This window comes from Nitrospira lenta, assembly GCF_900403705.1.
Classification (GTDB): Bacteria; Nitrospirota; Nitrospiria; order Nitrospirales; family Nitrospiraceae; genus Nitrospira_D; species Nitrospira_D lenta.
This window is the reverse complement of the sequence record NZ_OUNR01000016.1, coordinates 245,152-261,592: the sequence shown is the minus strand read 5'-3', so window position 1 is coordinate 261,592 and position 16,441 is coordinate 245,152. Positions and strand designations below refer to the sequence as shown.

Sequence of the window (16,441 nt, the reverse complement as noted above, 5' to 3'; positions counted from 1 at the left end):
AGAGCGCGTTGCCTCTTTTCGCCGTGAGGGAACCAAGCCTGTCCGGCTCCCGGTCGCCGGAGCACCGGCTGATTGATCAGGTTTAGACGAGAAGGACACTATGTCGGAATCTATTCGTTTCGCCACCATTGTCAAACGCTGGGTCATCGGTCTCGTGGCTGCTTGCCTGCTGGCATTCGCCGGGTACGCGCTGCTTGCGAAGTCGGGCGAGGAGCCGTCGCGGGCCGGACAGGCACCGGGCGGCGGGGCTCGTACTTTCCCCGTGGCCGTCGCAACCGCCAAAACTGGCGACATCGGGATCTACCTCAACGGCCTCGGATCGGTGGTGCCGCTCAATACCGTGAATGTCAAAAGTCGCGTCGACGGGCAGCTCATGAAAGTGTTGTTTCAGGAAGGGCAGCTCGTCCGCCGGGGTGATCTGTTGGCGGAGATCGATCCGCGCCCCTTCGACGTGCAGTTGACGCAAGCGCAAGGGCAGATGGCGCGCGATCAGGCGCAATTCACGAACGCGCAGTTGGATCTGGAACGGTATAAGGATTTGTTCAAACAGGGCTTCATTCCCAAGCAGCAGCTGGATACGCAGCAGGCGCTGGTGCGTCAACTGGAAGGAATCGTGAAGGCCGATCAGGGTCAGATCGATAATGCCAAGTTGCAACTGGTGTATAGCCGCATTACTTCCCCCATCGACGGACGGATCGGGTTGCGGCTGGTCGATGCGGGCAACATGGTGCGGGCGAACGACGCGAACGGCCTTCTGGTCATCACGCAGCTCATGCCGATCACCGTCGTCTTTACGATTCCGGAAGACAATCTGCCGGCCGTTATGGCGCGGCTGCACACCGGTGAGCCGCTTCCGGTGGAAGCGTATGACCGGGAACAGAAGAAAAAACTGGCGACCGGCAGGTTGCTTACCGTCGACAATCAGATCGATTCCAATACCGGCACGGTCCGACTCAAAGCGGTGTTCCCGAACGAAGACGGGCAATTGTTCCCCAATCAGTTCGTCAATGCGCGGCTGTTACTGGAAACCAAACATGGCGTCACGATTGTGCCGGCGGCGGCGGTGCAACGGGGCTCGAAGGGTACCTTCGTCTATGTGGTGAAGGAAGACCAGACGGTCGCGGTCCGGGCGGTGGGGGTGGGGGCGGCCCAAGGTGACGATCAGTCCATCGACAGCGGCCTGGCTCCTGATGACATCGTCGTCGTGGACGGGACCGAGAAGCTGCGCGAAGGCAGCAAGGTCGAGGTCCGAAATCAGAAAGGCGCTCCGGCAAAACCGGCGGACGCGCCCGCTGCTCCCGCTGGACCGGAACGGCCGAAGCGAGGTTCGGCCTCGTGAATCCCTCCCGTCTGTTCATCCTGCGGCCGGTGGCCACGGCCTTATCGATGGTGGCCATCGTCCTCGCGGGTGCCTTGGCCTATCGTCTGCTGCCGGTTTCCGCGCTGCCCCAGGTGGATTATCCGACCATCCAGGTGGTGACGTTTTATCCCGGCGCCAGCCCGGACGTCATGGCTTCCTCCGTGACCGCGCCGTTGGAGCGACAGTTCGGCCAGATGCCCGGGCTGAACCAGATGACCTCGACGAGTTCTGGCGGCAGTTCGGTCGTGACGCTGCAATTCAGTCTGGACTTGAATCTCGATATCGCCGAGCAGCAGGTACAAGCCGCGATCAATGCGGCTGCGACGTTGATTCCTCGGGATTTGCCCAATCCCCCGATCTATAGCAAGGTCAATCCGGCGGATGCTCCGATTCTGACCCTCGCCTTGACCTCCGCGACCCTGCCGCTATCGCAAGTCGAAGATCTGGCCGAGACGCGGCTGGCTCAAAAAATCTCGCAACTGGCCGGTGTCGGGCTGGTCAGTCTCAGCGGAGGGCAGCGCCCGGCGGTGCGGATCCAAGCGAACCCGCGCGCGCTGTCCGCCTATGGACTGACGCTGGAGGATCTGCGGTTTGCCGTGGCCGCCGCCAATGTGAATCAGGCCAAAGGCGCGTTCGACGGTCCCCGCCGGGCCTCCATCATTAATGCGACGGATCAATTGCTGTCGAGCCGCGACTACCGGCCCCTGATCGTGGCCTATCGCAACGGCGCGCCGGTCCATCTGTCCGATGTGGCCGATGTCGTCGACGATGTGGAAAATGCGAAGCAGGCGGCGTGGATGAATGAGCAGCCGGCGATTCTCGTCAATATCCAGCGGCAGCCCGGCGCCAACGTGATCGACGTGGCCGACCGGATCAAGGCCCTCCTGCCGCAACTGCAAAGCGCATTGCCGTCCGCGGTTCAGGTCACGGTGTTGACTGACCGCACCACGTCGATCCGGGCGTCGGTGCGTGACGTGCAGTTCGAATTGATGCTGGCCGTGGCGCTCGTGATTCTGGTGATCTTCCTGTTTTTGCGAACCCTCTCGGCCACGATCATTCCCGCGGCGGCGGTTCCGCTGTCGCTGGTGGGCACGTTCGGGGTGATGTATCTCATGGGGTTCAGTCTGAATAATCTGACCCTGATGGCGCTCACGATCTCCACGGGCTTTGTCGTGGACGACGCCATCGTCATGATCGAAAACATCTCGCGCTATATCGAAGAAGGCGAGTCGCCGCTGGAGGCGGCCCTCAAGGGGTCGAAACAGATTGCCTTCACCATTCTCTCCTTGACCATTTCGCTCATCGCCGTGCTGATTCCGCTCCTCTTCATGGGCGATGTGGTGGGCCGGCTGTTCCGCGAATTCGCCATCACGCTCAGTGCCACGATTCTCGTGTCGGCCGTGGTCTCGCTGACGTTGACGCCGATGATGTGCGCCAGATTGCTCCGCCACCGGCCGGCGACGGATCAGGGCCGGTTCTATCGCGCGTCTCAGCAGCTGTTCGATCGGACCATCGAAGCCTATGGCCGGACCTTGCGCCGGGTGTTGCAGCATCAATCGGCCACGCTGGTGGTGGCGGCCGGTACGCTGGTCCTAACCATCGTGCTCTATATCGTCATTCCCAAGGGGTTCTTTCCGGCACAGGACACCGGGGCGATCTTGGGCATCACCGAGGCGGAACAGTCGATCTCGTTCAGCGGAATGGTCGAGCGGCAACAGGCGTTGGCCCGCACGATCCTGGCCGATCCGGCCGTCGCCAGCCTGTCGTCGTTCATCGGCGTGGACGGGACCAACACCACGCTGAACAGCGGGCGCATCCAGATCAACCTGAAGCCGATGGCCGAACGGGGTCTGAGCGTCCAGGATGTGATCCACCGGGTCCAGGCGCAGGTAGCCGATGTGGAGGGAATGTCGCTGTTCCTCCAGCCGATGCAGGACTTGACCGTAGAAGATCGGATCAGCCGGACGCAGTATCAATACACGCTGGAAGATGCGGACCCCGAAGAGCTCAGCCGCTGGGCGCCTGCGTTTGTGACGGCGTTGCAGGCGCTGCCGGAATTGCGCGATGTCAGCAGCGATCAGCTGGATCGCGGACTGGCTTCGTTGCTGGTGATCGACCGCAGCACGGCCTCGCGGCTCGGAATCTCTCCACAACTCATCGTTGACACGCTGTATGATGCGTTCGGACAACGGCAGGTGTCCACGATGTTCACGCAGCTGAACCAGTATCGCGTTGTCCTCGAAGTGATGCCGGAATTTCAGACCGGGCCGCAGTCGCTCCAGTTTCTCGATATCCGGTCGATCACCGGCGGACAGGTGCCGCTCAATGTATTCACGCAGTTTTCCGAAACGACGACCCCTCTGGCCATCAGCCGGCAGGGACAGTTTCCCGTCGTGACGGTGTCGTTCAATCTTGCGTCGGGGAAATCGCTCGGCGATGCGGTCTCCGCGATCGAGGACGTTTCACGGGAGATCAATCTGCCGGTCAGTATTCGGGGAAGTTTTCAGGGTACGGCACAGGCCTTTCAAGCGTCGCTGGCCAATGAAGTCTGGCTGATCCTTGCCGCGCTGGTCACGGTCTATATCGTGCTTGGGGTTTTGTACGAGAGCTATATCCACCCGCTCACGATTCTGTCCACGCTGCCCTCCGCCGGCGTGGGCGCGTTGCTGGCCTTGATGCTCTTTAGAATTGAATTCAGCGTCATCGCCCTGATCGGCATCATTCTGCTCATCGGCATCGTCAAGAAGAACGCCATCATGATGATCGACTTTGCGTTGGACGCGGAGCGTAAAGAGGGAAAGACCCCGGAAGCGGCGATCTACGAAGCCTGTCTGTTGCGCTTCCGGCCGATCATGATGACGACGATGGCGGCGCTGTTGGGCGCGCTTCCGTTGGCGATCGGCTCGGGAGTGGGGTCGGAGCTCCGGCATCCGCTCGGAGTCGCTATTATCGGTGGGCTGATTGTGAGCCAGGTGCTGACGCTCTATACGACGCCGGTGGTGTATCTGGCATTCGACCGATTGGCGCGGCGCATCCGGAACGGGCGGCCGGAACCATCGACCGCAGAGGCGCTTACCCCGGGAATGTTATGAACATCTCGGCGCCGTTCATTCGCCGTCCGGTCGCCACCACCTTATTGACCGTCGGCGTCACGCTCATCGGTCTCGTCGCGTTCCGCTTCCTTCCCGTTGCCGCGCTGCCGCAGGTAGAGTTTCCGACCATCAATGTCTCGGCTACGCTGCCGGGCGGCAGTCCCGAAACCATGGCTACCTCGGTGGCGGCTCCGCTGGAGCATCAGTTCACCCGCATCGCCGGCGTGACGGAGATGACCTCCACGAGCATGCTGGGGTCGGCGAATATCACGCTGCAATTCGACCTGAGCCGCAATATCGACGGCGCCGCGCGCGATGTCCAAGCCGCCATCATGGCGGCACGGAGCGAACTGCCGACGACCCTCCCGAACAGCCCCACCTACCGGAAGATCAATCCGGCCGACGCGCCGATTCTCATCCTGTCGCTGACGTCCGATCTTGTCAGCCGGGGCCGCATGTACGATGTCGCCTCCAGCATTCTTCAGCAAAAACTTTCGCAGATCGAGGGCGTGGGGCAGGTGACGGTGGGCGGCGGCTCGCTTCCGGCGATTCGTGTCGATCTGAATCCCACCGCATTGAACAGCTACGGGATCGGACTCGGGGATGTCCGCCGGATGCTGAGCAGCACCAACGTCAATCGTCCCAAGGGACAGTTGTCCGACGGAAAACGGACTTGGGAGGTGCGGAGCAACGATCAGCTCCATACGGTGGAAGAGTATCTGCCCCTGATCGTGAGTTACCGGGAAGGGCGGGCCGTGCGGCTCTCGGACATCGCGACGGTCGAGCAGTCGGTCGAGGATCTGCGGACGAGCGGTGTGGCGAACGGCGTCCCGGCGGTGCTTATTATCATCAACCGGCAGCCGGGGGCCAACATCATCGAAACCGTCGACCGTGTGCGGGCCATCCTTCCTCAATTGGAAGCGTCGATCCCAGGGAGCATGACGCTGAAGGTGGTGGTGGACCGCACCCCGGTCATTCGCGCGTCGTTGCACGATGTCGAGCGGACGCTCGCGATCTCAGTCTGCCTCGTGATCCTGGTGGTGTTTCTGTTTCTTCGGGACATCCGGGCCACGCTCATTCCCTGTGTGGCGGTGCCGGTCTCGCTGATCAGTACGTTCGGCGTGATGTATCTCTTGGACTATAGCCTGGACAATCTGTCGCTCATGGCCCTCACGATTGCGACCGGGTTCGTTGTGGACGACGCCATCGTCGTGCTGGAGAACATCAGCCGGTACCGGGAGCAGGGGATGGAGCCGATGCAAGCGGCGCTGCGCGGCGCGCGCGAGATCACCTTTACCGTACTCTCGATGACCATCTCGCTGGTGGCCGTCTTCCTCCCGATTCTCTTCATGGGGGGGATGATGGGACGGCTCTTTCGCGAATTCGCCGTCACGCTCTCCGTGGCGATTCTTGTGTCGCTGGTCGTGTCGCTGACTACGACGCCGATGATGTGCGCCCGCGTACTCAAAGCGGAGACCGGCGAGCCCCATGGGCGCTGGTACCGGATGAGCGAATGGTTCTTTGAACGTCTGCGCCGCGGCTATGCGGGAAGTCTCGGCTGGGTCCTCCGCCATCCGCGCAGCATGCTCGTCGTGACCCTGGCCACAATGGCGTTCAGTATCTATCTGTACACCATCGTGCCCAAGGGATTTTTCCCCCAGCAGGACACAGGGCGCATGTTCGGGAATATTCAGGCCGCGCAGGATATTTCATTTCAGGCCATGCGGCAGAAACTTACTGAGGTCGTGGACATCATTAAGAGCGATCCAGCCGTGGACACCGTCACGGGATTCAGCGGCGGCGGCGTCAGCGGAAACACCAATGCCGGCCGTATGTTTATCTCGCTGAAACCACTCGAAGAGCGGCAGATCAGCGTCGATCAGGTGATTGCCCGTCTGCGTCCCAAGCTGGCGAAAGTGACGGGCGCCCCAACCGTGCTGCAGGCGATTCAAGATCTGCGTATCGGTGGACGCGCCAGCAGCGCCCAATATCAATATACGCTGCAAAGCGTCGATCTGGCCGAGCTGAACACCTGGGCACCCAAGGTTGAGCGGCAGTTGCGCACGCTGCCTGAAATTACAGATGTGAACAGCGATCAGCAGGACAAGGGGTTGCAATCGCTCGTGGTGTTCGATCGCAGCACGGCTTCCCGGCTGGGGATCAGTCCCCAACTGATCGACGATACGCTCTACGATGCCTTCGGTCAGCGGCAGGTCTCCATCATGTATACGCCGCTCAACCAGTATCACGTCGTTATGGAAGTCGCTCCGCAATATTGGCAGCACCCCTCGACGCTGCAGGAAATTTATGTGCGGTCGCCGACGGGGGCGCAGGTGCCCCTCAGTGCCGTGACGCGCTATGAACCGACGAATACGCTGCTGTTGGTCAACCATCAGGGGCAATTCCCCGGTGTGACGTTGTCCTTCAATATGGCTCCGGGAGCCTCGCTGGGCGATGCGGTTCAGTCGATTGAAAAGGCGACGCGGGAAATGGGGCTTCCGGCCGGCGTCCAGGGCACGTTTCAAGGCGCGGCCAAAGCCTTCCAGGCCTCCGTCAACAATCAGCCGTTTCTCATCCTCGCCGCGCTGCTCACGGTCTACATTGTGTTGGGGATTCTCTACGAGAGTTACATCCATCCCTTGACGATCCTGTCGACGCTGCCGTCCGCCGGAGTGGGCGCGCTGCTCGCGTTGCTCCTGTTCAAGACGGAGCTGAGCATGATTGCGCTGATCGGGATCATTCTCTTGATCGGTATCGTCAAGAAGAACGCCATCATGATGATCGACTTCGCCTTGGAGGCGGAACGTAAAGAGGGGAAGACTCCGGAGGCGGCGATCTACGAGGCTTGCCTGTTGCGCTTTCGGCCGATCATGATGACCACGATGGCGGCGCTGTTCGGCGCGTTGCCTCTGGCGTTGGGGACGGGGGTTGGGTCGGAATTGCGGCAGCCCCTCGGCATTGCCATTGTCGGCGGACTCCTCGTGAGCCAGTTACTGACGCTCTATACGACGCCGGTGATCTATCTCTATCTCGATCGTGTGCGGTTGCGGTTTGCGCGATTGCGCAGAGGTCGGGAGGCGGACAGGCCGCTTTCTTCGGGCACGCAATTGCCGGACGTCCAAGGCTAAGCGGCGGCGCGCCGGCGCGATAGGGAGATCCGGAGCGCGGAAGTCAGAAGACCATCACATGGTCGACCAAGTACCGGGCGTCTTGTTGGACGAGGACCATTTCGGCAACGTAGTCGCCTGGGACTTTGGTGAACTGCTGCCTCCAGACAATGGCGATGGAGTCTGGACGGCGGAAAATGGCGACGACTACTCTGGCGCCAAAGAATCCCTTTTCACGCTGATATTGCCGGCAGACGTGTTCTAGGTAGTCTTTCTGTACGATCGCTTTCAAACGCTCGGTAAAATCCCTCACGTGGCGAGCATGGTCGATGGCCGTCGAGGCCTCCATGAGATTGTCCATGAGCGGATTCGCAATCGCCAGGATCTCGGCATCCGACTTCGTTGCCAGTTCCATATTATGACGGTGCCCAGTTCCAGGCAGGCTTCGTGCTGATCATCGCCCGTCCTAGTATGTCGCTACGCGGATTTTCTGGCCGCGTCTAGGCTCCAGATGCCGGATCCCTGCGACGAAATGAACAAGAAGATAAAGCAATAGAGGGCTGCGAGTTCGCCGCCGTTCTGAATGGGAAGCAGCGCCTGCGATCCATGCACCATCCAATAGGCGAAGGCCATGAGCCCGCTGCAGAGAAATGCCGCCCATCCGGTGAACAGTCCGATCATCACGAGGATGCCGCCGATCAGCTCAATAGGACCGGCTACATAGATCACAAAGGGCGGAATCGGGGGCGGCGGCAGCGGGATACTCAGCAGCTTTTGCGTTCCGTGCCAGAGAAATAAAAACCCGGTGACGATGCGCATGAGCGCATAGGTGTGCGGAGCATAATTCTGCATAAATGGCGGCATCGTGTCCTCCTCACAAACGTGGTGAGACTGTCAGTCGAGACAGGGTGCTTAGTGGGGACAGCCTACGCAGTTAGGCAGAATGTGTCAACGAGGAGAATCGAGTGCTGGCGAATCGGGACGCAGGCTTGTCGCACTATTGTTTGGCAGCGGGTAAGGAGTCGAACCAGCCATGCAGTCCCTGCCCGCAGGTTTCTGCCACGCTTTCTGTGCGCCATCCTGTCTATAATGCTGTGCGCGATAGGGCAGCTCGGCCTGCCATGCTGTTCACTTCACGCGAAGGGAGCTTTCTCATGCGTCATCTCATGATCTCGCTGTTGCCGTTCACTCGTGCGGTTTGGTCACGCAGTCTCATCGCCATGGGACTGGGGCTGGTGATGGTGTCCGGCCTCTATGCCGCGGATCTCACGGTGTCAGAACATTCATTCGGCTGCATTAAGGAATGGACGAAGGTTCGCAATACCTATATCACGCATGCGGATCCCCAGAAGCTCAAGGACGCTGTGCGGATTTTCAAAGACAGTGTGCCGAACAAGGAGTATCCCGTCGGCACCTTCCTGCAGCTCTTGCCGGATGAGGCGATGGTGAAGCACCCGAAACAGAAATTCCCCGAGACGAACGGGTGGGAGTTTTTTCACCTCGACCTCACCGGCCAGGGGACGAAGATCGCAAGCCGTGGAGACCAGACCGTGAATTTTCAGGGTGTGAAGTGCATGAGCTGTCACCAGCCGGCTGTCCAGTTCGATTTCGTTTGTGAAAAAGGACACGGCTGCGCGCCTGTACCGATCGATGATCAGCAGATCGCGGCGCTGCAGAATAAAGATCCTCGCTGCAAGAGCTAGACAGAGCCGAGAGTCGTGAGGCGGCTGCCGCCGGGCAGCCGCTTACACATCAGGGGTCGATTTCATGCAGAGGCGTCAATCGCACAGACGGGCGACGGTTGGACTGTCGAGCGGCGTCAGGTCTGTGTTGGTGCGGTGAGTCGGCGCCGTGCTCCGCCTTGGACGATGATAAATTCGTAGAGGCGGCATTCGATGGCGCCGTTGAAGAGAGGGGTGCGTTTGGTGGGAGCGAGGCCGATGAGCTTCGGGGCGCGGAGGTCGCCGGTAAACAGATAGACGCGCCAGCCGACGCAACGGGTTTTCAGCCAGGCGCCGAGTTTGGGATAGAACACGTCCAGATCGGCTTGGGTTCCGAGCCGGACGCCATAGGGGGGATTCATGACGATGATGCCCGGTTCTTGCGGCGGAGTGAGGTCGAAGAGATCTGTTTGACTCAGTGCGATGTTGTCGGCGACTCCTGCGCGGATGAACTGATCTTTGGCGGTCTGTACGGCGCGGGCGTCCCGATCAGAGGCATAGATGGGAGCTGGACTGGCGGGCAATTGTTTGGCGTGGGCCTGAGCTTGGACGGTTTTCCAGAGGGCCGCGTCGAAATTCGAAAACAGTTCAAAGGCGAAGCGCCGACCCAGGCCGGGGGCTATGTTTCTGGCGAGCATGGCGGCTTCGAGTGGAATCGTCCCGCCGCCGCAGAGGGGATCAAGGAGTGGCGTGGTCCCGTTCCAGCCGGTGAGTTGGACAATGCCGGCGGCCAGATTCTCGCGTAATGGCGCATCGACGGTGGACTCGCGGAAGCCGCGCTTGAAGAGCGAGTCCCCGGTGGTTCCGAGATAGAGCGTGAGCTGAGTGGCATCGAGAAAGGCGTCGATGCGAATGTCCGGGCGATTGGAATTCACACTGGGGCGGGCGCCCTTCAGCTTCGTAAAGGTGTCGCAGATGGCATCCTTGATACGCAGGGTGACGAAGTCGAGGCTTTTGAGCGGACAGTGTTGCGCGCTGGTTTTGACTTTGATGGTGCGCGAGGCCTGGAACCATTGCGGCCAGGGGAGGGCGGAGGCCGCGGCGTAGATATCCTGTTCGTTGCGATAGGAAACCTGCGCGACTTCCAGAAGGATGCGGCTGGCGATGCGGCTTTCGAGATTGGTCCGATAGACGATGGCGAGGGTGCCGGAGAAGCCGACGCCGCCTTCGGTCGGGCGCAGATCGGTGGCCCCGAGGGCGGCCAATTCCTGCTGCAGCAACGCTTCGAGGCCGCGTGGACAGGGTGCAAAGCAACGGTAGTTTGTGTTATCCATCCTGATCACCTAATGAGAAAGAGCCTGCCGTGAAATTCTGCAGCACCTGCGGGGCCCCGGTCAGTCAAAAGATCCCAGCCGGCGATAATGTGTTGCGCTATGTGTGCGACCATTGCCACGCTATTCATTACCACAATCCCAAGATTGTCGCTGGCTGTATTCCCGAGTGGGAGGGGCAGATTTTGTTGTGCCGGCGCGGGATTGAACCGCGGCTGGGGCTCTGGACGTTTCCGGCCGGATTTATGGAGATCGGGGAGACGACAGAAGAGGCGGCAGCCCGGGAGACGAAGGAAGAGGCGCTGGCGGATGTGGAGATTACGGCGCTCTATGCCGTGCTCAGTATGCCGCATATCGGGCAGGTCTATATGGTGTTCCGTGGACGGATGCTCACGCCGGAGTTTGGAGTCGGCACGGAAAGCCTGGAAGTTCGCCTGTTTCCCCGCCATGCGATTCCATGGGATGGCATGGCCTTTCCCGTGGTGACTGAAGCCCTTCGCCGTTATGTGAAGGATGCGGAGGACGGACAGTTTTCGCTGCATCTGGCGAGCGTGAATGATCGGATGCCGCCTGAGCCGGTTCCTGATTTATGACCGTTACCTACCGGAGTAGGGCGCGCGGGACGATGGCGTGGATGTCTACGAGCGAGTCGGCGCGATCGATCGAATAAAAAATCCGCCAATCCCCGACAGCATATTTCGACAGGCCCGGCAGGTCCGGCGCGACCGGTTCGTGGCGCAGGTTGTCGACGTTCGATGCGATCCATTTTGTTTTGTCGAAGAGCCGTTGAGCCATGGCGGGATCGACCGGTGTCAGGTCCTGGATGACGGTTGGCCGGAAGGCGAGGCGGAACCAGGCCATGGCGTTACCAGCGCAGCCCGAGCCGGTCGGCGACGTCGTCGCCGGAGAGCCGGTCGCTGCCGGCGAGGGATTCTTTCAGGCGCGATCGCAAGGCGTCCCCCAATGACAATCCGAGGTCCGGGTCGCCGATGAGTTCACGGATGCGATCATCGACGAAGCCCTGAACAAGTTCTTTTAACTGTTGAGGCGTGAGCTGAGGCAAATCCATAATGCGTGAGGATACGGACTTGCTCGGAAGAATTGCAACTGTTGCGTGGTGAGAGCGGATAAGGCTTAGGCGGCGTGCGTGGCGGATGAGAGCTTAGTGATCAATTGAGTGAGCCGTTCGAGTTGCGGGGGCGCAATGGTAAGGAATTCAATACCGATGCCATGCGAGCCGGTCCAGCGCACGGCGGCATTCGTGATCGTGATCGGGGAGGCTTCGCCGGGAAGTTGCAGGGAGACTTCTAATTGCATGCCGGTAAACGGTCTAATGACGCTTTCGACTCGGCAGCCTTTGACGGAAACATCGCGAAGCGCGGCGTTATACTTCAATCGATCCCGCTGGACGAGGATGCTCGAGATTGACGTCGGGAATCGGGGAAACTTCCGGGTGACCATTGTCAGGACTCCTCTGATAGCTGCTCAATCAATTGCGCCAATCGATCTCGATCTGATTCCTGCATGCCGAGAAAGTCGACGCCGAAATCATCTTCCATGGTCCATCGGACGGTGGCCGCATGGACAGAGATCGGCGCGAGCTTGGGCGGATGGAGTTCCAGTTTGAGGATGGCGCCTATTTCCAAGGTGACTCGTGCGGCGCTCATGATCTTGCATCCACCCAGGCCGAGGTTGTACACGGTACCTGTGGTGATACAGTCGCCGGTGCTTGTGATCGGGAATTCGACGCGATAGCGGGTTTGTTGGCGTAATTCGTCCTTTTCCCGTTCACGCTTAGATTGAGGTGTAAGTGATCGCATCGTGGAAAACGATTTCCTGTTCACTGGTCCGGTGTGATTCTTTATGAAGGCTATGTGGCAGGGGGTGGAATGTCAATGAAAACGCTCATCTGTGCGAGAGCATCTCACGTTCACGGTTGAGGAATCATGGCTATGAAGAGAAAACCGGGAGAGCCGATCTATTTAGGGCGCCATGTGCTGGCGCTGGGGTTGGCGGTGGTCTGTCCAGGAGCGCTTCCGCAGCTCTATCATCTGCTGGTCGCTCCGATTTCGATGGAGGTACGGATAGCGGCGGGATTGCTCATTGCCGTCGGCGCGGGACTGGTGCTTGTGCGGCTGTACTCCGTGTCGGCGAAAAACGAGCCGTAGCCGTCTGCGATGCGTTGATGTTCAGCGCCGGCCCCAATGGCGGTAGTACCGCGGTCCCCAATAGATGTGAGGGCCGTAGTAGTTGGGATATCCGTAAAATCCTGGGCGACCCAGGTAGAGACCGAGTCCAAGAGCCGGCGGATAGGCATAGGTGTAGGCGCTGTAGGGGGCTGCTGGAATAATAGCCGGTGGGGCGGCAATTTGCCGTTGCATCTCCGCAGTGGCGGCTGCCTGCCGATCGCTTTGCTGTTTGAGCTGCTCGACGGCGCCTTGTTGAGCTTGAAGCTGCCCTTTTAGTTTTCCGATCTCTTCCCGTTGCAACTCGATGAACATGTTCAAACAGCGAGTCTGTGCCTCACCATCATAGGTCGAGCATTCCCAGGGCACGGATTGGCTTTCTGCGCGAGCGATGCCTGCGGCGAGGAGTAAGGCTGCCGCAGCGGCTCCTGCGATGAGGATGGATTGCGCGAAGTGCTGCGCTCGGGCAGGCACGATCACAGTCGCCTGAGGGGCCATGGTGTTCCTCCTCGTTCTAAATGGACTTGCACATACGCTACCACGTGTTTGTACCGTTGAATAGTCCCGCATGATTCAATGAACGTATGGGGATTGCATCGGTTGACGTCCGGACCATTTTTCCGCTTTGTGAGCCGTTTGATTTTGAGTGAGCGGCCCCCCTAGAATGTGCCATTGTTCACACGGAAAGAGTATGCCCTCCTCATCCAAATCCCCTCGAAGAAAGACCCGGTCAAAGGCTCAGAGTCCCGCACTCACACCGTCACAGAAACGCCGGTTTCAGCAGCGTTTACTCAAGTGGTACGGCGAGCATGGACGTGATTTGCCTTGGCGTAAGACGTCCGATCCGTACCACATTCTTGTTTCAGAGGTGATGTTGCAGCAGACGCAGGTCGATCGGGTGATTCCCAAGTACCATGAGTTTCTTGATCGTTATCCGAGTTTCGAGCATCTGGCGGAGGCGCCGGTCGCCGATGTGAAGAAGACCTGGTATCCGTTGGGCTATAACATCCGGCCGGAGCGGCTCCACAGCATCGCGTGTGAAACGGTGGAGCGATACGGCGGGCAGTTACCCAATGATGCGGAAGAGCTGCTGTCCTTTAAAGGGATTGGGCGCTATACGGCCGGGGCGATTCGTTCCTTCGCGTTCAACGAAGACGCCCCCATTCTCGATACGAACGTGATCCGGGTATTGCATCGCGTGTTTATCGCCGAAGGCGACCCCAAAGCGCAAAAGGCGCAGCTGTGGGAGTTGTCCGAGGCCTTGATTCCGAGAGGCAAGGGCTATGATTTCAATCAAGCCATTATGGATTTCGGCGCGATGGTCTGCACCGCGCGCGATCCCTATTGCTTGCTGTGTCCGATGAAGTCGATCTGCAAGACGTATCCGTTCGATGCCGCGTCTAACAGGAAATAGACGGATATGACCGTCATCGAGGTGGCCGCCGGTTTGATTCAGCGCGATGGGCGGTATCTGATTGCCCGGAGGAAGGCCGGTGTGCATCTCGCCGGCTATTGGGAATTCCCCGGGGGAAAGCGTGAAGGCGGAGAATCGTTGGAAGACTGTCTTCGGCGAGAACTGCGCGAAGAGTTAAACGTGGTGGTCGGTATTCCGCTGCCCTATCGGATTGTGCGGCATGAGTATCCGGAGAAGATCGTGGAGCTACATTTCTTTCGTTGTGTGATTGAAAGCGGCGAAGCTGAGGCATTGGATTGTGCGGAGCTTCGTTGGGTGTTGCCGGAGGAGTTCAATCAGTTCACCTTTCCACCTGCTGACGCAGTTATTCTCGAGTCTTTGCAGCGTGATGCAATTATGGAGTCGCGATGAAAGTCGTATTGGATATTGAGACGATTCAAGCGCCGCGTGCGGAATGGGCACATTTGGTCGGAAAAGAGCACCCGCCAGAAGAGGAATCGTCCAGGCACGGGGGGATGGATCTTTTTGAAGCCGGTGCCGCTGAAGAAGCGCGTCATGCGGAAGATGAGCAGTATGCCAAATCGGCGTTCGATGGGACCTTCAGTAAGATTGTCTGCATCGGCCTGCTCGAATTTTCCGATCAGATGGAAGCGCGCAGTGCGGTGGCCTGGTATGGGAGCAATGAAAAGGAACTACTCCGTCAGTTCTGGGCCAGGATTGCGCAGGACCGGCCTACCTTGTTCATTACTCATAACGGCCTCGGATTCGATCTGCCGTTTATTAAAAAGCGATCGATAATTCACCAGGTGAAACCAAGCTACGACATCAGTCTGGCGAAGTTTCGGGCCGAACCTGTCTATGACACGATGGCGATCTGGAGTAACTGGGACACGCGGGGGTGGGTCAAGCTGGATGTGTTAGCGCGCGCGCTTCATGTGGAAACCAAGTCGGGCAGCGGATCGCAGGTGGCAGAGATGTGGGAGAAGGGGCAGGGACAGGAGTTGGCCCGGTATTGTCTGCAAGATACGTATGTGACGTATGCGTGTTATTGTCGAATGAACTTTCGGCAACCCCTGTCTAGTGAAGTGGTTTTGCTCCAGCCGGAGTTGCTGGAGCTCTTGTAGATATGGCGTGCTCCTATCGAGTCGGCTGAAGCTCCGCGGGCTTCTTTTTAGGCGCTGTTTTCGATGCTACGTTCTTGGCTCGTATCGCATCGCGTTCGGCGGTGCGTTCCCGCAGTTCTTTCTTCATCCACTCGGTTTCCTTGCGCAGGATTTTGAGTTCCGATTCCTTAAGGGCGGCAGCCTCTTTCGCTTGGCGTAGTTCCTCCAAATTCCTATTGAGGATATCTTCGGTGGTCAGATCACTTGTCGGTTTGTCGGCAGACGCGGCCATCTCGCTGATCGCGACAGCCGAAGTCGATGCGGGAGCATCTTGTCTGGCGGTGACTTTCACCGGGGCTGAAAAGGCAGACTGTGCACCAGGCGCAGGGGCTGCAGCCGCTACGGGCATCGCAGCCGGCATGGATGCCCTGGCCAATGCCGCATAGTCAATCACCATCGACATAGCACCGGCGGCACCGTTGGCCGCAAATGAGGGCGCCGACTCGATATGGGCGGCCGATCTCGGCATGAACCCGGCGGCTTTCATCCCCTTGGGAGATGAGAGGGTGAAATAGGCCGCGCCATGTTGCACGTAAAGGGTGCCCGCGGTGGGTGCAGCGCCTGACCCTGCCGATGAAGATACACGGAAACCGACAATCTGTTCCGGTTTCGCTCGCGACAATCCTTGGGCTAGCAGGGGAGCGAGAAACTCGGCATCTCCATCGCTGAATACTCTCATCGGCTTACTGCCACTCGCGGGCATTCTGGTCGAGGCCGAGACGGCCTCTTCGGTGACGACACCTTTTACAATTTTCAGCATCGTGTTCTGATCGATTATCGTCGGGTGGTTGGCTTCGAAGGACCATTCAGAAACTTCTTCGAGGTAGACGGAGCCTTTGGCGCTCTGATGCATGGACTGCGATCCCGAGATTATGGAACAGCCGCTCAAGAGTACGGCTCCCAGAAGCAATCCTGTGGTCGTATAGTGGGTCGGCTTGTTTCGAAGGGGGTGCATGGCTGCTCCTTTTTCGATGGGTAGAAAAGTATCGGCGTGTGCAAGGGGACTATCTAGCTAGATGCGTAACTGGCGCTTGGAGGGTTACCAGATGCCGAGGCCCATAAGCACCATGCCTACCGTCATCCATCCCAAAACGCCCAGTGAAATAATTGTCTCGAGTGTCATGCGT

At 59.2% G+C, this 16,441-nt stretch carries 18 protein-coding genes; 9 read left to right on the top strand and 9 right to left on the bottom strand.

Annotated elements, in window-relative coordinates; translation table 11 throughout:
• Window positions 1–100 precede the first annotated feature (100 nt).
• The 3 genes from NITLEN_RS10990 to NITLEN_RS10980 are packed head-to-tail and all read left to right on the top strand — an operon-like array spanning window position 101 to window position 7,580.
• Window positions 101–1,339, top strand: coding sequence for an MdtA/MuxA family multidrug efflux RND transporter periplasmic adaptor subunit (locus NITLEN_RS10990; protein WP_121989659.1), 1,239 nt, complete (start codon window positions 101–103; stop codon window positions 1,337–1,339).
• Window positions 1,336–4,452 (top strand): MdtB/MuxB family multidrug efflux RND transporter permease subunit, encoded by a 3,117-nt coding sequence (locus tag NITLEN_RS10985; RefSeq protein WP_121989658.1) that lies wholly within the window; start codon window positions 1,336–1,338, stop codon window positions 4,450–4,452. The genes NITLEN_RS10990 and NITLEN_RS10985 overlap by 4 nt, the downstream gene beginning before the upstream one ends.
• Entirely contained in the window at window positions 4,449–7,580 is a 3,132-nt protein-coding gene (locus NITLEN_RS10980; RefSeq protein WP_121989657.1) for a multidrug efflux RND transporter permease subunit, read from the top strand. Before NITLEN_RS10985 ends, NITLEN_RS10980 begins: the two co-directional genes overlap by 4 nt.
• A gap of 43 nt (window positions 7,581–7,623) precedes the next feature.
• On the opposite strand, the gene NITLEN_RS10975 is transcribed toward NITLEN_RS10980, so the two are convergent.
• Both NITLEN_RS10975 and NITLEN_RS10970 read right to left on the bottom strand, forming a co-directional pair.
• Window positions 7,624–7,974 (bottom strand): hypothetical protein, encoded by a 351-nt coding sequence (locus NITLEN_RS10975; protein WP_121989656.1) that lies wholly within the window; start codon window positions 7,972–7,974, stop codon window positions 7,624–7,626.
• Between the two features lie 62 nt (window positions 7,975–8,036).
• A complete protein-coding gene (locus NITLEN_RS10970) occupies window positions 8,037–8,423 on the bottom strand; it encodes a DoxX family protein (RefSeq protein ID WP_121989655.1) in 387 nt (128 codons plus the stop codon).
• 290 nt (window positions 8,424–8,713) lie between these two features.
• Here NITLEN_RS10970 and NITLEN_RS10965 point away from each other — a divergent pair, with 290 nt between their 5' ends.
• Window positions 8,714–9,262 carry a hypothetical protein gene (locus tag NITLEN_RS10965; protein WP_121989654.1) on the top strand — a complete coding sequence of 183 codons (549 nt, stop codon included), beginning with the start codon at window positions 8,714–8,716 and terminating at the stop codon, window positions 9,260–9,262.
• Between the two features lie 116 nt (window positions 9,263–9,378).
• On the opposite strand, the gene NITLEN_RS10960 is transcribed toward NITLEN_RS10965, so the two are convergent.
• A complete protein-coding gene (locus tag NITLEN_RS10960; protein WP_121989653.1) occupies window positions 9,379–10,554 on the bottom strand; it encodes a THUMP domain-containing class I SAM-dependent RNA methyltransferase in 1,176 nt (391 codons plus the stop codon).
• Between the two features lie 29 nt (window positions 10,555–10,583).
• On the opposite strand from NITLEN_RS10960, the gene NITLEN_RS10955 reads away from it, so the two are divergent.
• Window positions 10,584–11,144, top strand: a complete 561-nt coding sequence (locus tag NITLEN_RS10955; RefSeq protein ID WP_121989652.1) for an NUDIX hydrolase — start codon at window positions 10,584–10,586, stop codon at window positions 11,142–11,144.
• A gap of 7 nt (window positions 11,145–11,151) precedes the next feature.
• Here the strand turns inward: NITLEN_RS10955 and NITLEN_RS10950 are convergent, their stop codons facing one another.
• The 4 genes from NITLEN_RS10950 to NITLEN_RS10935 all read right to left on the bottom strand — a co-directional run bounded on the left by NITLEN_RS10950 (window position 11,152) and on the right by NITLEN_RS10935 (window position 12,371).
• A complete protein-coding gene (locus NITLEN_RS10950; protein WP_121989651.1) occupies window positions 11,152–11,412 on the bottom strand; it encodes a type II toxin-antitoxin system RelE family toxin in 261 nt (86 codons plus the stop codon).
• Window positions 11,413–11,416: 4 nt separating this feature from the next.
• The gene (locus NITLEN_RS10945) at window positions 11,417–11,620 is read right to left on the bottom strand and encodes a hypothetical protein (RefSeq protein ID WP_121989650.1); all 204 of its coding nucleotides are present in this window, start codon (window positions 11,618–11,620) and stop codon (window positions 11,417–11,419) included.
• 65 nt (window positions 11,621–11,685) lie between these two features.
• Complete coding sequence (locus tag NITLEN_RS10940) at window positions 11,686–12,012, bottom strand: PilZ domain-containing protein (protein WP_121989649.1); 327 nt, start codon at window positions 12,010–12,012, stop codon at window positions 11,686–11,688.
• A 2-nt stretch (window positions 12,013–12,014) separates the two neighbouring features.
• A complete protein-coding gene (locus NITLEN_RS10935) occupies window positions 12,015–12,371 on the bottom strand; it encodes a PilZ domain-containing protein (RefSeq protein WP_121989648.1) in 357 nt (118 codons plus the stop codon).
• Window positions 12,372–12,503: 132 nt separating this feature from the next.
• Between NITLEN_RS10935 and NITLEN_RS10930 the strand changes: the two genes are divergently transcribed.
• Window positions 12,504–12,719, top strand: coding sequence for a hypothetical protein (locus NITLEN_RS10930; protein WP_121989647.1), 216 nt, complete (start codon window positions 12,504–12,506; stop codon window positions 12,717–12,719).
• Window positions 12,720–12,740: 21 nt separating this feature from the next.
• Here NITLEN_RS10930 and NITLEN_RS10925 read toward each other — a convergent pair whose 3' ends face one another.
• Complete coding sequence (locus NITLEN_RS10925) at window positions 12,741–13,235, bottom strand: hypothetical protein (RefSeq protein WP_121989646.1); 495 nt, start codon at window positions 13,233–13,235, stop codon at window positions 12,741–12,743.
• A 193-nt stretch (window positions 13,236–13,428) separates the two neighbouring features.
• On the opposite strand from NITLEN_RS10925, the gene NITLEN_RS10920 reads away from it, so the two are divergent.
• From NITLEN_RS10920 to NITLEN_RS10910, 3 genes are read left to right on the top strand one after another with little or no spacing between them, the layout of a single operon-like run.
• Complete coding sequence (locus NITLEN_RS10920) at window positions 13,429–14,151, top strand: A/G-specific adenine glycosylase (protein ID WP_121989645.1); 723 nt, start codon at window positions 13,429–13,431, stop codon at window positions 14,149–14,151.
• A 6-nt stretch (window positions 14,152–14,157) separates the two neighbouring features.
• The gene (locus NITLEN_RS10915) at window positions 14,158–14,562 is read left to right on the top strand and encodes a (deoxy)nucleoside triphosphate pyrophosphohydrolase (RefSeq protein ID WP_121989644.1); all 405 of its coding nucleotides are present in this window, start codon (window positions 14,158–14,160) and stop codon (window positions 14,560–14,562) included.
• The gene (locus NITLEN_RS10910) at window positions 14,559–15,275 is read left to right on the top strand and encodes a ribonuclease H-like domain-containing protein (RefSeq protein ID WP_121989643.1); all 717 of its coding nucleotides are present in this window, start codon (window positions 14,559–14,561) and stop codon (window positions 15,273–15,275) included. Before NITLEN_RS10915 ends, NITLEN_RS10910 begins: the two co-directional genes overlap by 4 nt.
• Window positions 15,276–15,288: 13 nt before the next feature.
• On the opposite strand, the gene NITLEN_RS10905 is transcribed toward NITLEN_RS10910, so the two are convergent.
• Window positions 15,289–16,269 carry a hypothetical protein gene (locus NITLEN_RS10905; protein ID WP_121989642.1) on the bottom strand — a complete coding sequence of 327 codons (981 nt, stop codon included), beginning with the start codon at window positions 16,267–16,269 and terminating at the stop codon, window positions 15,289–15,291.
• Window positions 16,270–16,441 lie beyond the last annotated feature (172 nt).

What these genes read in the sequence shown, in the direction of transcription:
- NITLEN_RS10990 (WP_121989659.1), top strand. Translation starts at nt 101, where the DNA reads ATGTCGGAATCTATTCGTTTCGCCACCATTGTCAAACGCTGGGTCATC.
- NITLEN_RS10980 (WP_121989657.1), top strand. Translation starts at nt 4,449, where the DNA reads ATGAACATCTCGGCGCCGTTCATTCGCCGTCCGGTCGCCACCACCTTA.
- NITLEN_RS10975 (WP_121989656.1), bottom strand. Translation starts at nt 7,974, where the DNA reads ATGGAACTGGCAACGAAGTCGGATGCCGAGATCCTGGCGATTGCGAAT.
- NITLEN_RS10970 (WP_121989655.1), bottom strand. Translation starts at nt 8,423, where the DNA reads ATGCCGCCATTTATGCAGAATTATGCTCCGCACACCTATGCGCTCATG.
- NITLEN_RS10965 (WP_121989654.1), top strand. Translation starts at nt 8,714, where the DNA reads ATGCGTCATCTCATGATCTCGCTGTTGCCGTTCACTCGTGCGGTTTGG.
- NITLEN_RS10960 (WP_121989653.1), bottom strand. Translation starts at nt 10,554, where the DNA reads ATGGATAACACAAACTACCGTTGCTTTGCACCCTGTCCACGCGGCCTC.
- NITLEN_RS10950 (WP_121989651.1), bottom strand. Translation starts at nt 11,412, where the DNA reads ATGGCCTGGTTCCGCCTCGCCTTCCGGCCAACCGTCATCCAGGACCTG.
- NITLEN_RS10945 (WP_121989650.1), bottom strand. Translation starts at nt 11,620, where the DNA reads ATGGATTTGCCTCAGCTCACGCCTCAACAGTTAAAAGAACTTGTTCAG.
- NITLEN_RS10940 (WP_121989649.1), bottom strand. Translation starts at nt 12,012, where the DNA reads ATGGTCACCCGGAAGTTTCCCCGATTCCCGACGTCAATCTCGAGCATC.
- NITLEN_RS10935 (WP_121989648.1), bottom strand. Translation starts at nt 12,371, where the DNA reads ATGCGATCACTTACACCTCAATCTAAGCGTGAACGGGAAAAGGACGAA.
- NITLEN_RS10930 (WP_121989647.1), top strand. Translation starts at nt 12,504, where the DNA reads ATGAAGAGAAAACCGGGAGAGCCGATCTATTTAGGGCGCCATGTGCTG.
- NITLEN_RS10925 (WP_121989646.1), bottom strand. Translation starts at nt 13,235, where the DNA reads ATGGCCCCTCAGGCGACTGTGATCGTGCCTGCCCGAGCGCAGCACTTC.
- NITLEN_RS10920 (WP_121989645.1), top strand. Translation starts at nt 13,429, where the DNA reads ATGCCCTCCTCATCCAAATCCCCTCGAAGAAAGACCCGGTCAAAGGCT.
- NITLEN_RS10915 (WP_121989644.1), top strand. Translation starts at nt 14,158, where the DNA reads ATGACCGTCATCGAGGTGGCCGCCGGTTTGATTCAGCGCGATGGGCGG.
- NITLEN_RS10910 (WP_121989643.1), top strand. Translation starts at nt 14,559, where the DNA reads ATGAAAGTCGTATTGGATATTGAGACGATTCAAGCGCCGCGTGCGGAA.
- NITLEN_RS10905 (WP_121989642.1), bottom strand. Translation starts at nt 16,269, where the DNA reads ATGCACCCCCTTCGAAACAAGCCGACCCACTATACGACCACAGGATTG.